Below are 13797 nucleotides of genomic sequence, written 5' to 3' on the forward strand. Positions count from 1 at the left end.
GTCGATGAAGGACGGTTCGGACGCCGTGAGCGACTGGCCGCTGCTCAACGCACTGCTGAATACGGCAGGCGGCGCATCGTGGGTGTCGCTGCACCACGGCGGCGGCGTGGGCATGGGCTTCAGCCAGCACTCGGGCGTGGTGATCGTGGCGGACGGCACGCAGGCGGCGCATGAGCGTCTGGGCCGGGTGCTGCTGAACGATCCGGCGACGGGCGTGATGCGTCACGCGGATGCCGGCTACGAGCTCGCGCAGCAGACGGCGCGTGAAGCGGGTCTCAAGCTGCCGATGCTGGGCCGATGAGTCAGGCCCACGAAACGGGTACCGCGCAGCTCACGCTGCTGCGCGGCGCCGATCTCGTGGCGTCGCCGTGGAAGAACGGCGGCGGCGTCACGCGGGAGATCGCGGTCGCGAATGTGTCCAAAGCGGTGGCCAAAGCGGCGCCCAATGCGGCGCCCGGCGCTGCGCCGGACGCGTTCGCGTGGCGCGTGAGCGTAGCGGACGTCGCGCAAGCGGGTCCGTTTTCGCGCTTCGAGGGCGTGGCGCGCACGCTGGTGCTGCTCGAAGGCGCCGGCATGGTGCTCGACGAGACGGCGCCCTCCGGTGGCGCGCTCGTGCGCACGCATACGCTCACGCGCGCGCTCGACGTTGCGCGTTTCGATGGCGAAGCGCCGATCGACGCGCGCCTCGTCGACGGGCCCACGCGCGACTTCAACCTGATGGTGCGCCGCGACGCGGCGCGCGCGTCGTTCGACGTGTGGCGCGATAATGTGGCGCGCCGCATCGAAGCCGACACGGTGCTGCTCTATTGCGCACAGGGAGCAGTGAACGTATGCGTGAATGGCGGCGAGCCCACGCGGCTTGCGGCAGGCGACACGCTGCGCATCGACACCACCGCGGCAGCGGATTTGGCGCGTGCCGTCCGGATCGAGACACGGATCGAAACGCAGGGCGGGGGCGCGCTGCTCGCCATCGCACTGGACCTCGTGAACGCACACGCGGATTGAGAACCTGATAGCGACGCGGCGCATCGCAGCGCCGTGCAATCTCCATGAACCAGACTGTCTGGCATCACCTGAAACTGTGCGCGCAGGGCGACCCGCGGCACACCATCGAAGACGCCGCGATCGCCGTCGAGAACGGCAAGATTGCGTGGCTTGGCGCGGCGTCGGCCTTGCCGGCGCAGTTCGCGCAGTGGCCGCGCGAGGACCTCGGGGGCGCCTGGGTGACCCCGGGCCTCGTGGATTGCCACACGCACCTCGTGTACGGCGGCCAGCGCGCCGACGAATTCGCGCAGCGCCTCGCGGGCGTGAGTTACGAAGAGATCGCGCGTAACGGCGGCGGCATCGTTTCCACGGTGCGCGCAACGCGCGCTGCGAGCGAAGCCGAACTCTACGCGCAGTCGGCCGCGCGCCTCGAGCCGCTGCTCGCCGAAGGCGTCACCGCTGTCGAGATCAAGTCGGGATACGGCCTCGAACTCGCCGCCGAGCGCAAGATGCTGCGCGTTGCGCGCCAGCTTGGCGAGCGCTACCCGGTCACGGTGCGCACGACCTTCCTCGGCGCGCACGCGTTGCCGCCCGAATACGCGGGCCGCGCCGACGACTATATCGACGAAGTGTGCGAGCGCATGCTGCCCGCACTGGCCGACGAAGGCCTTGTCGATGCCGTCGACGTGTTCTGCGAACGCATCGGCTTTTCGATCGCGCAGAGCGAGCGTGTGTTCGAAGCGGCCGCGCGCCGCAATCTGCCGGTCAAGATGCACGCCGAGCAATTGTCGAATAGCGGCGGCGCGGCGCTGGCCGCGCGCTATGGCGCCTTGTCGTCGGACCATCTGGAGTTTCTCGACGAGGCGGGCGTGGCGGCAATGAAAGAGGCGGGCAGCGTCGCGGTGCTGTTGCCCGGCGCCTACTATTTCATCCGCGAGACGCAATTGCCGCCGCTCGAATTGCTGCGCCGCTACGAGGTGCCGATCGCGATTTCGACGGACAGCAATCCCGGCACGTCGCCGACAACTTCGCTGCTGCTCATGATGAACATGGCGACCACGCTGTTCCGCATGACCGTGCCCGAAGTGCTGCAAGGCGTGACGCAACACGCGGCGCGCGCGCTCGGCGATGCCGAACGCCACGGCACGCTCGCAGAAGGACGTCCGGCGGACTTCGCGGTGTGGGACGTGCAATCGCTCGCGGAGCTGGCTTACTGGATCGGCCGGCCGCTTTGCGCGCGCGTCGTGCGCGGCGGCAAGACCGTTTTCGAGCGTCGTTTGACCACGAATTGAACGCATGAATCAGGCATCGAACATGAATTCCAACTCTCGCGCGCTGTTCGCGGCGCATGCCTGGCTGCCGCAAGGGTGGCGCCGCAACGTGCTGCTCGAATGGGACGCTTCGGGCACCCTGCAACGCGTCCAGGCGGATCTTCCCGCCGCGCCCGCGGGTGTTGCGCAGGCGGCAGGCCCGGTCATGCCAGGCATGCCTAATCTTCATTCGCACGCATTCCAGCGCGCGATGGCCGGCCTCACCGAATACCGTGCAAACCCCACCGACAGCTTCTGGAGCTGGCGCGATCTGATGTATCGCTTCGCCGCGCGCATCACGCCGGACGACCTCGGCGCCATCGCGCGCTGGCTGTATGTGGAGATGCTCAAGGCCGGCTATACGTCCGTCTGCGAATTCCACTACGTGCATCACGCGCACGACGGGCAACGCTACGCCAACCCGGCCGAGCTTGCGCAGCGCGTGGTCGACGCCGCGAGCGAGACTGGCGTCGGCATGACCATGCTGCCGGTGCTCTATCAGTACAGCGGCTTCGGCTCGCGTCCGCCGCGCGACGACCAGCGGCGCTTCATCAATACGCCTGAGCAACTCCTTTCGATCATCGAGACGGTGCGCGGCGAGCGGCCAGAGCACGGCGCATTGCGCTACGGCGTGGCGCCGCATTCGCTGCGCGCGGTCTCGCAGGCCTCGTTGCGCGCGTTGCTCGAGGGGCTCGATGCGTCGTTGCCCGGCGCGCCGGTGCATATCCATATCGCCGAGCAAACCGCCGAAGTCGACGCCTGTGTCGAGACCGAGGGTGCGCGGCCCGTGCAATGGCTGCTCGACCGTTTCGACGTGAACGCCCGTTGGTGCCTCGTGCATGCCACGCACGTCGATGCGCAGGAGACCCAGGCACTCGCGAAGAGCGGCGCGGTGGCAGGGCTGTGCCTCACCACGGAGGCGAATCTCGGTGACGGCATTTTCCCGGCGCACGATTACCTCGAGGCGCAAGGCGTGTTCGGCGTGGGCTCGGACAGCCATATCGGCGTGGACTGGCGCTCGGAATTGCGTCTGCTCGAATACGGCCAGCGTCTCGTGAGGCGCGAGCGCAACGTGCTTGCCGCGCCGCAGGCGGCCAACGTGGCGGACCGGCTCTATACCGCCGCGCTCGCGGGCGGCGCACGCGCGGCTGGCCGCGCGGTGGGCGCGCTCGAAGCGGGCGCGCGTGCCGACTGGATCGTGCTCGATCCGCAGCATCCCGATCTCGCGGAAAAGACGCCGCAAACGTGGCTCTCTTCGGTCGTGTTCTGCGAACACGGCGAAACGCCCGTGCTCGATGTCTACACTGCCGGCGAGAAAGTAGTCGAGGGCCGGCGCCATCGTGCGGAGGAGCGCCTCTACGCGGACTATCGCAAGACGCTCGCACGCCTGCTGGCCGACGCTTGAACGCCGTAAGCGCCGTGCACTGTGCGCCGTAATCCGCCGTAACCTGTTGAACGGACCGACTCATGACAGACCTCTACACACTCGAGCGCGGCGACGCGCCCCTGCTCATTTCGATCCCGCATCTGGGCACGTCCATTCCCGAGTCGCTGCGCGGCCAATATACGGACGTTGCCCTGAGCCTCGCCGATACCGACTGGCATCTCGACCGCCTCTACGCTTTCGCCAAGGCGCTGGGCGCGACGATTCTGGGCGCGCGCGTGTCGCGCTACGTGATCGACCTGAATCGTCCGCCCAACGACGAAAGTCTGTATCCGGGCCAAACCACCACGTCGCTGTGCCCCACCGAAACGTTTCGTGGCGAGCCGCTCTACCGTGAGGGCTGCGCGCCCGACGCAGCCGAGCGTCAGCGCCGCGTGGCCGCTTACTGGCAGCCCTATCACGACACGCTGCGCGCCGAGCTGCAGCGCCTGCGCAGCCAGCACGCGAACGTGCTGCTTTGGGAAGCGCATTCGATCGCGAGCGTGTTGCCGCGTCTGTTCGAAGACAAGCTGCCGGACCTGAATATCGGCACTCAGGAAGGCCGCACCGTGCATGCTTCGGTGCAGGCGCGCGTCGAGCAGGCGGCCGCGGGCAGTGCATATACATGGGTGGCGAATGGGCGCTTCAAGGGCGGCTATATCACGCGCCATTTCGGCGTGCCGGTCGATGGCGTGCATGCCATTCAGCTCGAAATGTGCCAGTCCACCTATATGAACGAGCACGCTCCGTTCGATTACGCGCCCGCGCTTGCGGAGAAGGTCGAGCCGACGCTGCGCGAGATGGTGGGCGGCGCGCTCGATGCCGTGGAGGCGTTGAACGCCGTCGCGGCCTGAAGACGCGAAGCTGACGTGATTGCGCGCGTTGCGCGCAATAAAAATGGCTCTGGATTATTCATCCAGAGCCATTTTTCATTTCAGGGCATTCAAAGTTATCGTGCGCAGTGCGCCGATCGCGCACTGCGCCGGCGGCGCATCAGTCGCGTTCCACCGGCAGAATCAGGCGCTCGGGAATGGCTTGCGGAGCGCTGCGCATCGTGACGTAGTAGACCACGCCCGGAACGACGAGCCCGAGAATCCACGAGATATCGGTGCCGCCCAGCGCATCCACGAACGCACCCGTATAGAAGCTCGTGGACATGAACGGCAACTGCACGAGCACGCCGAGCACGTAGATGGCGATGGCCTTCACGTTCCAGCGGCCATAGCGCCCGTTGGGGTCGGAGAGCGCGGGCACGTCGTAGCGCGATTGCGTGAAGCAGTAGTAATCGACCAGATTGATGGCGCTCCACGGCGTGAAGAACGCCAGCAGGAACAGGATGAACGCCGTGAATTCCTTGAGGAACGAATGGCGCCCGGCGAGCGCGACCAGCGTCGAAAGCCCCACCATGCCGACGATATAGACGAGGCGGTGGCGCGTGGAGATCGCGCGCCGTGAGCGAAACGCGCTGACAACCGTCGCCATCGACATGAAGCTACCATAGGCGTTGAGCGTGGTGACGGTGAGCTTGCCGAACGCGATGCTGAAGTACAGCATGGCCGCGACCGCGCCGCTCGCGCCCAGGCCCACGATATACGCGACTTCGTGATGCGCGAACGCGTGCCCGGCGAGCGCCGCGGCGAATACGCCGAACACCATGGCGGCCTGCGCGCCGATCACCGAGCCGAGCCCAACGGCCAAAAACGTCTTCGCGGGCGAAGTCGAGCGCGGCAGATAGCGCGAATAGTCCGCAACGTAAGGGCCAAACGCGATTTGCCACGAGGCGGAGAGCGACATGGAGAGCAGGAAGCTCGCTATCGAGAAGTGGCGGTTGGCGAGCAGGGCGCCAACGTCGTGATGCGCGAAGAGCTGCGCGAACATGTAGACGAAAGCGAGCACGCCGATCACGCTGGCAATACGGCCCACGAAGTGAATCGAACGGTAGCCGAGAATCGTCAGCACGACGATCAGCGCCGCGAACAGGCAAATTCCGGTCGTATCGGAAACGTTCAGCAGCTGGGCGGTCGCCTGGCCCGCGAGCACGGTGCCGCTCGCCGAAAAGCCCACATACATGATGCACACGAGCACGATGGGTATGGCGGCGCCATAGACGCCGAACTGCACGCGGCTGGAGATCATCTGGGGCAGCCCGAGCTGTGGGCCCTGCGCGCCGTGCAAGGCCATGACCGTGCCGCCCACGAGTTGTCCAATCAACAGCGCAATGAGCGACCAGAACACGTCGCCGCCGAGCACGACGGCCAGCGCCCCCGTGATGATCGCGGTGACCTGCAGATTCGCCGAAAGCCACAGCGTGAACTGGCTGAACAGGCTGCCGTGCCGTTCTGCGTCGGGGATGTAGTCGATGGAACGCGTTTCCAGCAACTTGCGGCCTTCAGGCTCGAGCTTGACGGTGGATTCGGGAATAGCCAAGGGTTGCTCCGATTTCGATAACCAGACAGGGTGCCCGCGCGAGCGGACGATGAGATGGTCCGATCTTCTTGTATAGACAACTGTGAGGGAATCGGGAAATACCCAGGCGCGGCGCGTTGAACGCGCAAGTTTCGCTTCGGAAATAAGTGTGCGGTGCCGCTTACAGCAGCCACTCGATGGGGAGAATGGAGAAGAACCAGACCGCGAGGCGCGTGCTCCAGCGCGAGTTTGGCTCCGTGTCGTAGCGGATGACGTTCTCGCCGGATTGGCGGATCCAGTAGAGCGAGCCGTCGGGAGCGAGCTTCACCTGATACGCGAGCTGGGGAACCTGGGTCCAGAACGCCGATTCGATGCGGCTCGCAAGCACGGAGCTTTCGATCACGAGGCCGAGTTCGGTATTCAGGTTGGCGGAACGCGGGTCGAAGTTGAGCGAGCCGACGAAGACGCGCTGCGCGTCCACCGCGAAGGTCTTCGCGTGCAGGCTCGAGCCCGAGCTGCCGAAGCTGCCCGGCGCCTGTTCCTTGCCCGCGCTCGCGCCCGCGGCCCTGCGCAATTCGAAAAGCTCGACGCCGCTTTTCAGGAGCGGCTTGCGTCTGCGCGCGTAGCCGGCGTGCACGGGCAGCACGTCGGTGGCTTCGAGCGAATTCGTGAGCACGCGCACGGTCACGCCGCGTGCCGCGAGCCGCGTGAAGTACTGCGTGCCCACCTCGCCGGGAACGAAGTAAGGCGAGACCAGGTCGAGCTCGCGCTCGGGCTCGCCGAGGATGTCGTGCAACTGGCTGAGCACGAGCGACTCCGGCGCGGCTTTGCCTTGTGCTTTCGCGGGGTCGTCGCTCACGAGCCGCGTACGGGCCCATTCGAGCGGCAGCGTGCCGTCCAGCAGGCGGCTCACATCGGTCTTTTCGTGCAGCGTTGCGGTATAGGCCGCGGCAGCGGGATTGTCCTGAACCGCGTGCGCCGCGCGGTCGAGCGCGTCGAGCCCACCGGGGGGCGGCGCAGGCAGGATCTCATGCAAGGGCCATGCGGGCGCGCTCGCCCAGTAGCGGTCGAAATCTTGCGCGACATCCGTGGCCGCCGGGCCGATCGCGAGCACGTCGAGATCGGCAAAGACGACGCCATCGGTTGCGCCGAAGTACTCGTCGCCGATATTGCGCCCGCCGAGGATCGTGGCGATGCCATCGGCGGTCAGCGATTTGTTGTGCATGCGCCGGTTCAGGCGCGAGAAGTCCGTGAGGTAGCCGATGAACTTCGGCTTGCGCACGACGAACGGATTGAACAGGCGCACTTCGACGTTCGGATGGGCGTCGAGCGCGGCGAGCGTGCCGTCGAGCGAATGGGGAATGCCGTTGTCGTCGAGCAGGAGCCGCACGCGCACGCCGCGGTCGGCGGCTTCGCGCAGTTCTTCGAGCAGGAGCGTGCCGGTGAGGTCGTTGCGCCAGATGTAGTACTGCACGTCGAGCGTGCGCTGCGCGCTGCGCACCAGATCCACACGTGAGGCGAAGGCTTCGAGCGGATTCGTGAGCGGATCGATGCCGGTCAGGCCCGCATGCGTCGCCAGCGCGCCTTCGATCGCCACGCCCAGCGGGGTGCCGCGCGCCTGCACGGCAGTGAGGGCGGACGAATGCGTGCGCTCGCGTGGCGGCGGGAGCTGGCACGCGGCGAGCGCCACGGCGCACAGCAGGACCAGCGCCCAGCTGGCGGGTCCGTGGCCAGGCTTCGTAATCCGGGAGAGGAGCGAACGTTGCATGGAGCGGGTGTGCGGAGGATCGCGCTAGCTTAAGCGATTGTCGGCAACCATTCCACTCACGCGTGCGCACGGCGAGGGTGTTCTTTCAACGTGCCTTTTACCTTGCATTCGTTGCAAAGAAATTCGGATCACTAATGATCAATCAACGCAGCATTTCCGCGAGCGTAGTGAACAGCAACGTCCGCTTGTTCGACTTACGGTGAATCATGCCCACCGTGCGCATGAACGGGGGATTGCAAAGGGGAATCAGCCGCAGGTTGGCGTCTTCGTGCCAGTTGCCGTTGTGGAGGACGGGCAGCACGCTCACCCCCACATCGTTGCGCACGAGCGAGACGATCGTTTCGATCGAGTTGAGCTCCAGATGCTCCTGCGGCTTGATGCCGAGCGTGCGCAACGCTTCGTCGATCACGACGCCCGTCGGCACGCGGCGGTCGAAGCGCAGGAAGCTGCGTTCGCGCAGAATGCGGCGCGCGTCGCTGCCCGCCGTGGCGCGGCTCGTCACCAGCATGAGCGGCTCTTCATAGAGCGGCGTCCACGACAGCGATTCGTGCAGGGTGCCGTCCGCGTTGCCGACCACCACGGCGAGATCGACTTCGCCCGCTTCCACCAACTGAGCGAGCTCCGCGGAGCGCGCGGAGGTGAGCCGCACTTCGAGCTCGGGATGCTCGGTCTTGAGGTGCGCCACGGCGAGCGATAGCGCGCCGATCACGGAGACCACGGCGCCGACGATGACCGAGCCGCGGATCGTGTCCTCGGCGCGGGCCGGCAGTTCATCGATCAGCTCGAGAATGCGCTCGACCTTCGCGCAGACATCCCGGCCCTCGCGTGTCAACGCCACCTGGCGCGCGCGGCGATCGAAGATCTGCCGGCCTAGTGCCTCCTCGAGCGCGCGCATCTGCAGGCTCACGGCCGCCTGCGTGAGCGCCGTCTTTTCCGCCGCGAGGGCGAACGAGCCGCTACGGGCCACGGCTTGCAGGGTACGCAGCATGCGCAAGGAGAACATGTAAGAAAAATTTAAGTATCGAAAACAAGATATTAATATTTTCTTGCCTTAGTTTTCAAGATAATCGTCAGGTTGACTGGCGCGCCCCTATTGCACGGATTGCACGGATTGCAGGGGCGCGTGGCTTGCCGCGCAGCCCGCACGGCCTGCGTTTCTCCGCTCATTCCATCGATACCGCCATGACACGCTTCAACTGGCAGAACCCCTATTCGACGCCGCGCCTGCCGGTGTTCGCCCGCAACATCGTCTCGACCTCGCATCCGCTCGCCGCACAGGCGGGGTTGCGCATGCTCTGGAAGGGCGGCAACGCCGTGGACGCCGCGATCGCGGGCGCGGCGGCCATCACCGTGGTCGAGCCGGTGTCGTGCGGGCTAGGCGGCGACGCGTTCGCGCTCGTCTGGGACGGCGCGCAGCTGCACGGCCTCAATGCTTCGGGCACGGCGCCCGCCGCATGGAACCCCGATTACTTCCGGCGCAAATACGGCGAGGAAAACGGCCACGCGAAACAGCCGAAACGCGGCTGGGATACCGTCACGGTGCCCGGCGTGATTGCCGGCTGGGAAGCGCTGCACGCGAAGTTCGGCTCGCTGCCGTTCGCCGATCTGATGGCGCCCGCGATCGAAATTGCCGAGCGCGGCTACGCCCTCGCGTCGATCGTCGCGCGTAAATGGCAGGCCGCCATTCCCGAGCTGCGCGACCAGCCCGGTTTCGCCGAGACCTTCATGCCGCGCGGCCGGGCGCCCGAAGTGAGCGAGCGCGTGTGCCTGCCGGGCCACGCGGCCACGCTGCGGCGGCTCGCCGAGCTTGGCCCGCGTGCCTACTACGAAGGCGAAATCGCCGAACGCATTGCCGCGTTCGCGCGCGAAGGCGGCGCGGCGCTCACGCTCGACGACTTGCGCAACTATCGCGCGCAATGGGTCGAGCCAATTTCGAAGGGGTACCGCGGCTATCGGGTGCACGAGATTCCGCCCAACGGGCAGGGCATCGCCGCGCTCATCGCGCTGGGCATACTCGAGCAATTCGACGTGGCCTCGTTGCCGCGCGATGGCATCGAATCGCAGCATCTGCAGATCGAGGCCATGAAGCTCGCATTCGCCGACGTGTATCGCTACGTGTCCGATCCGGACTCGATGGAGGTGACGCCCGAGCAGATGCTCGACGACGCGTATCTCAAGGCGCGCGCGAAACTCATCGACCCGAAGCGCGCCATGCATTTCGACTTCGGCATGCCGAGGTCGGGCGGCACGATCTACCTGTCCGCCGCAGACGAACGCGGCATGATGGTGAGCTTCATCCAGTCGAACTACATGGGCTTCGGCTCGGGCGTGGTGGTGCCGGGGCTCGGGATTGCACTGCAGAATCGCGGCTGCGGGTTCTCGATGGACCCGGTCTCGCCCAATGTCGTCGCAGGCGGCAAGCGCCCGTTCCACACGATCATTCCCGCGTTCCTCACGCAGCAGGTGGACGGCCGCGAAGAGGCGGTCATGAGCTTCGGGGTGATGGGCGGCGACATGCAGCCGCAAGGCCATCTGCAGACGCTCGTGCGCATGCTCGACTACGGCCAGCAGCCGCAGGCCGCGTGCGACGCGCCGCGCTGGAAAGTGAACCGCGATTTCTCGGTCGATATCGAATCGACCTTCGACCCGCAGGTCGCGCAAGCCCTGGCCGCGCGGGGCCACGAAATCAAGGGCATCGACGATCCGTACATGGACTTCGGCTCCGGCCAGTTCATCTGGAAGCTCGATTGCAACGATCCCGAGCGCGGCTACGTGTCGGCGAGCGACACGCGGCGCGACGGTCTGGCCGCAGGATTCTGAGCGCACGGTTGCGCCGGGCCGGCTGCGTGTGCAACGCGGCCGGCCTGTGGTGGAACGCCGGCGACCGGCTCAGACGAATCGATGAGTAGAGCAAAATAATAGGGCGGGGAGACGAAGCATGAGAGGCGATTCGCAGTCCGTATCGGATTTCGTGGAGGTGGAGGAGGCCGGGAGCGCGCAGCCGCCGCTCACGCGTGCCATGGTGCGTCGCATCGTGTTCTCCTCGTCCATTGGCAATGCGCTCGAATGGTTCGATTTTCTCGTCTACGGCTATTTCGCGCCCGTGATCGCGAAGCAGTTCTTTCCCGTGCACGACGAGTGGCTTTCGACGCTGCTCGCGATCGGCACGTTCGGCATTTCGTTTCTGATGCGCCCGCTAGGCGCCATCGTGCTAGGGGTGTATGGCGACAGGAAAGGGCGCAAGGCCGCGCTGACGCTCTCCATCGCGCTCATGATGGCGGGCACGCTCGCAATGGCTGTGATGCCGCCGTATGCCACGATCGGCCTCGCGGCGCCGTTGCTCGTCCTGCTCGCGCGTCTCGTGCAGGGCTTTGCGGTGGGCGGCGAATTCGGCAGCGCGACAGCGTTCATGGTCGAGCACAGCAGCACGAGGCGCGGCTATTACGCGAGCTGGCAATTCGCCAGCCAGGGCGCCGCGGCGATTCTCGCGGCGGCTTTCGGCTCGCTGCTGGCGCTGTGGCTGCCGCCGGCGCAGCTTGCTTCGTGGGGCTGGCGCGTGCCGTTTTACTTCGGACTCGTGCTTGGCCCGATTGGCTATTACATTCGCTCGCATCTCGACGAAACGCCGGAGTTTCTTGCGAACCGCGAGGCGATGGTCACGCAGCGACCGGTCGATGAGACGAACCAACCGGCCGGCCGCCGCTGGCTCGATCTGCTGCTCGCGGTGGGCATCGTCGCGCAATCGACGGTGGGCGTATATATCCTCCAGCTCTATATGCCGCTGTATGCGGTGAAGCAGTTGCACATGGCCGCGGCGACTTCATTTGGCGTGGTCGTGCTCAACGGTGGCCTGCAATTCGCGCTTTCGCCCGTGATGGGCGCGTGGTCCGATCGCATCGGACGCCTGCGCATCATGCTCACCACGTCGGTTTTGCTGGCGGCGTTCACGTACCCCATGTTTGCGCTGCTCAAGGCGCATCCAACGCTCGGATGGCTGCTCGTGCTGCAGGGTGCGGCGGGCATCTTCAAGGCCGCCTATTCGGGCCCCATGCCCGCGCTGATGTCCGAGCTCTTTCCGGTGCGCATGCGCTCGGCCGGATTGTCGATCGCATATAGCCTCGGTGTAACGCTGTTCGGCGGTTTCGCGCCCACCATCGCCGAGGTGCTGATTCACTGGACCGGCGACACGCTGGCGCCCGCCTATTACGTTTCGCTCGCCGCGGTCGTTTCAGGCATTTCGCTGTCGATCGTGGGCTGGCGCATGCGCCAACCATCGCATGCCCGCTGAATGCAATACAAAAATTCTTTTTTTGCCGCGATTGTCCGCGTCGCTGAACGGATTGCGAAGCAGTGCTATATTCGCGATCCTCGTCGCAATTTAGCGATGAAATGTTTACGTTTTGACAGGTAGCGGAGAGTGTATGGCGATCGAATACCGAGGCTTTCAAATCAATGTCGATACGAAAGCGGACGCAACGGACACGCAATGGCTGTGCCGCGCGGAAATCAACGGGGCAGAGGATGAAGTGCGCGACGTCGCACTGCCTTGTGTGGAGCTTACGTTTCCCAAACTCAAGATCGACGTGCTGATGGTGGTCAGCATGGTGGAGCACAAGGCGCGTCAATCCGTCGATGAATGGTTTGCAGCGCAGCCTGCAATGGCGTGAGCGTCATGACGCAGATTGGCTTTCAAGTTTGAAAGACTGAGAGTCATCGCAGGGGCCCGAAAGGGCCCCTTGTCGTTTGTATCGCGGCATTTGCTTATCATCTGTCGCTTGTTTCCGGCAGGAAACTCCGCATGGCAATCAATCCGGGCGCACGATATTGCGCGGGCGGCCGGCGTAAAAGCTGGCAATGTTGTCGATCAGTTGATCGGCGAGCGCCTGGGTGGCCTCGTCGCTGGCCCATGCCACATGGGGCGTGAGAATGAAACCCGGGTGCGAGAGTATCGCCTGAAACGGGTGCGTGGCCGGCAGCGGCTCCTGCGACACGACATCGAAACCCGCCCCCGAAATTTGACCGGACTGCAGCGCTCGTACGAGCGCCGCTTCATCCACGAGCCCGCCGCGCGCCGTATTGATGAGGAGCGGGCGGCGCGCCATGCGCGCGAACGCGTCAGCATCGATCAGGTGGCGCGTCGCGGGCGTGAGCGGGCAGTGCAGCGAGACGATGTCGCTGTGCGCGAGCAGCGCGTCGAGCGGCATGCGTTCGTCGTCCGGGCGGGCGCCGCTGCCGCAATGCTTCTGCGTCTCATGAGAGGCGAATACCACGCGCAGGCCCAGCGCGCGGGCCATGGCGGCCGTCGCGCGCCCGAGCGCGCCGGCGCCGACGATTCCCAGCGTCGAGCCGGCCAGGTTGCGGATCGGAAAATCGAAAAAACAGAACTGACCCGATTCGAGCCAGCGCCCGGCGCGCACGGCCTCGCGATAGGCCAGCAGACTGCGCCGTAGCGCGAAGATCAGCGCGAACGTATGTTCCGGCACCGTGTGCACCGCATAGTCGCGGATATTGCTCACGATGACGCCGCGCGCCGCACAGGCCTGCAAGTCAATGTTGTCCGTCCCGGTGGCGGCCACCGCGATCATGCGCAGCCGGGGTGCCGCCGCGAGCGTTGCCGCCGTGATGGGGGTCTTGTTGGTGATGACGATCTCGGCGTCGCCAATGCGCTGCGCGACTTCGGCGGGTGCCGTGCGCTCGAACGTATGCAGCACATGCTCGAACGGCAAGGGACGTAACCGGGTTTGCGGCGGGAGCGTAGCGCGGTCGAGGAAGACGATCTGGGTTGGCGCGGCGGAGCGGGTCATGGGCGAGCGCGAAAGAAATGAGCGGAAGCGGAAACGCGCGAAACAAACGGCGCGCTGGGTCACGGCGTACGACGAGGCCGCATTGTGGAGCGCGCCGGGCCC

11 protein-coding genes and 1 pseudogene are annotated in these 13797 nt (G+C 65.8%); 8 read left to right on the top strand and 4 right to left on the bottom strand.

From position 1 onward, the window contains the following. The 5 genes and pseudogenes from EYW47_RS37025 to hutG form a co-directional block, all read left to right on the top strand. Positions 1-301 (top strand): annotated as a pseudogene (locus EYW47_RS37025) (urocanate hydratase); the annotation flags it as partial. Continuing rightward, the gene (locus EYW47_RS37030; protein ID WP_133199767.1) at positions 298-1005 is read left to right on the top strand and encodes a HutD/Ves family protein; all 708 of its coding nucleotides are present in this window, start codon (positions 298-300) and stop codon (positions 1003-1005) included. The pseudogene EYW47_RS37025 and the gene EYW47_RS37030, both read left to right, overlap by 4 nt. Positions 1006-1049: 44 nt before the next feature. Beyond that, a complete protein-coding gene (gene hutI, locus EYW47_RS37035; protein ID WP_133199768.1) occupies positions 1050-2276 on the top strand; it encodes an imidazolonepropionase in 1227 nt (408 codons plus the stop codon). Positions 2277-2298: 22 nt separating this feature from the next. Then, positions 2299-3699, top strand: a complete 1401-nt coding sequence (locus EYW47_RS37040; RefSeq protein ID WP_133199769.1) for a formimidoylglutamate deiminase — start codon at positions 2299-2301, stop codon at positions 3697-3699. A gap of 62 nt (positions 3700-3761) precedes the next feature. Next, positions 3762-4571 (top strand): N-formylglutamate deformylase, encoded by an 810-nt coding sequence (gene hutG / locus EYW47_RS37045; RefSeq protein WP_133199770.1) that lies wholly within the window; start codon positions 3762-3764, stop codon positions 4569-4571. Positions 4572-4710: 139 nt separating this feature from the next. Here hutG and EYW47_RS37050 read toward each other — a convergent pair whose 3' ends face one another. The 3 genes from EYW47_RS37050 to EYW47_RS37060 form a co-directional block, all read right to left on the bottom strand. Beyond that, entirely contained in the window at positions 4711-6096 is a 1386-nt protein-coding gene (locus EYW47_RS37050; protein WP_133199806.1) for a purine-cytosine permease family protein, read from the bottom strand. 208 nt (positions 6097-6304) lie between these two features. Beyond that, positions 6305-7891, bottom strand: coding sequence for a phospholipase D family protein (locus tag EYW47_RS37055; RefSeq protein WP_133199771.1), 1587 nt, complete (start codon positions 7889-7891; stop codon positions 6305-6307). 142 nt (positions 7892-8033) lie between these two features. Beyond that, positions 8034-8894 (bottom strand): LysR family transcriptional regulator, encoded by an 861-nt coding sequence (locus EYW47_RS37060; protein WP_133199772.1) that lies wholly within the window; start codon positions 8892-8894, stop codon positions 8034-8036. Between the two features lie 179 nt (positions 8895-9073). Between EYW47_RS37060 and EYW47_RS37065 the strand changes: the two genes are divergently transcribed. The 3 genes from EYW47_RS37065 to EYW47_RS37075 all read left to right on the top strand — a co-directional run bounded on the left by EYW47_RS37065 (position 9074) and on the right by EYW47_RS37075 (position 12558). Further along, positions 9074-10711: a gamma-glutamyltransferase family protein gene (locus EYW47_RS37065; RefSeq protein ID WP_133199773.1), complete on the top strand. Its 1638-nt coding sequence runs from the start codon at positions 9074-9076 to the stop codon at positions 10709-10711. Between the two features lie 199 nt (positions 10712-10910). Beyond that, positions 10911-12179, top strand: coding sequence for an MFS transporter (locus EYW47_RS37070; RefSeq protein ID WP_240764083.1), 1269 nt, complete (start codon positions 10911-10913; stop codon positions 12177-12179). 133 nt (positions 12180-12312) lie between these two features. Then, entirely contained in the window at positions 12313-12558 is a 246-nt protein-coding gene (locus tag EYW47_RS37075) for a hypothetical protein (RefSeq protein ID WP_133199775.1), read from the top strand. Between the two features lie 138 nt (positions 12559-12696). Here the strand turns inward: EYW47_RS37075 and EYW47_RS37080 are convergent, their stop codons facing one another. After that, positions 12697-13695, bottom strand: coding sequence for a D-2-hydroxyacid dehydrogenase (locus EYW47_RS37080; protein WP_133199776.1), 999 nt, complete (start codon positions 13693-13695; stop codon positions 12697-12699). Between the last annotated feature and the right edge of the window lie 102 nt (positions 13696-13797).

The sequence above is a fragment of the Paraburkholderia silviterrae genome (assembly GCF_004353915.1).
In the GTDB taxonomy this organism is placed as follows: domain Bacteria; phylum Pseudomonadota; class Gammaproteobacteria; order Burkholderiales; family Burkholderiaceae; genus Paraburkholderia; species Paraburkholderia silviterrae.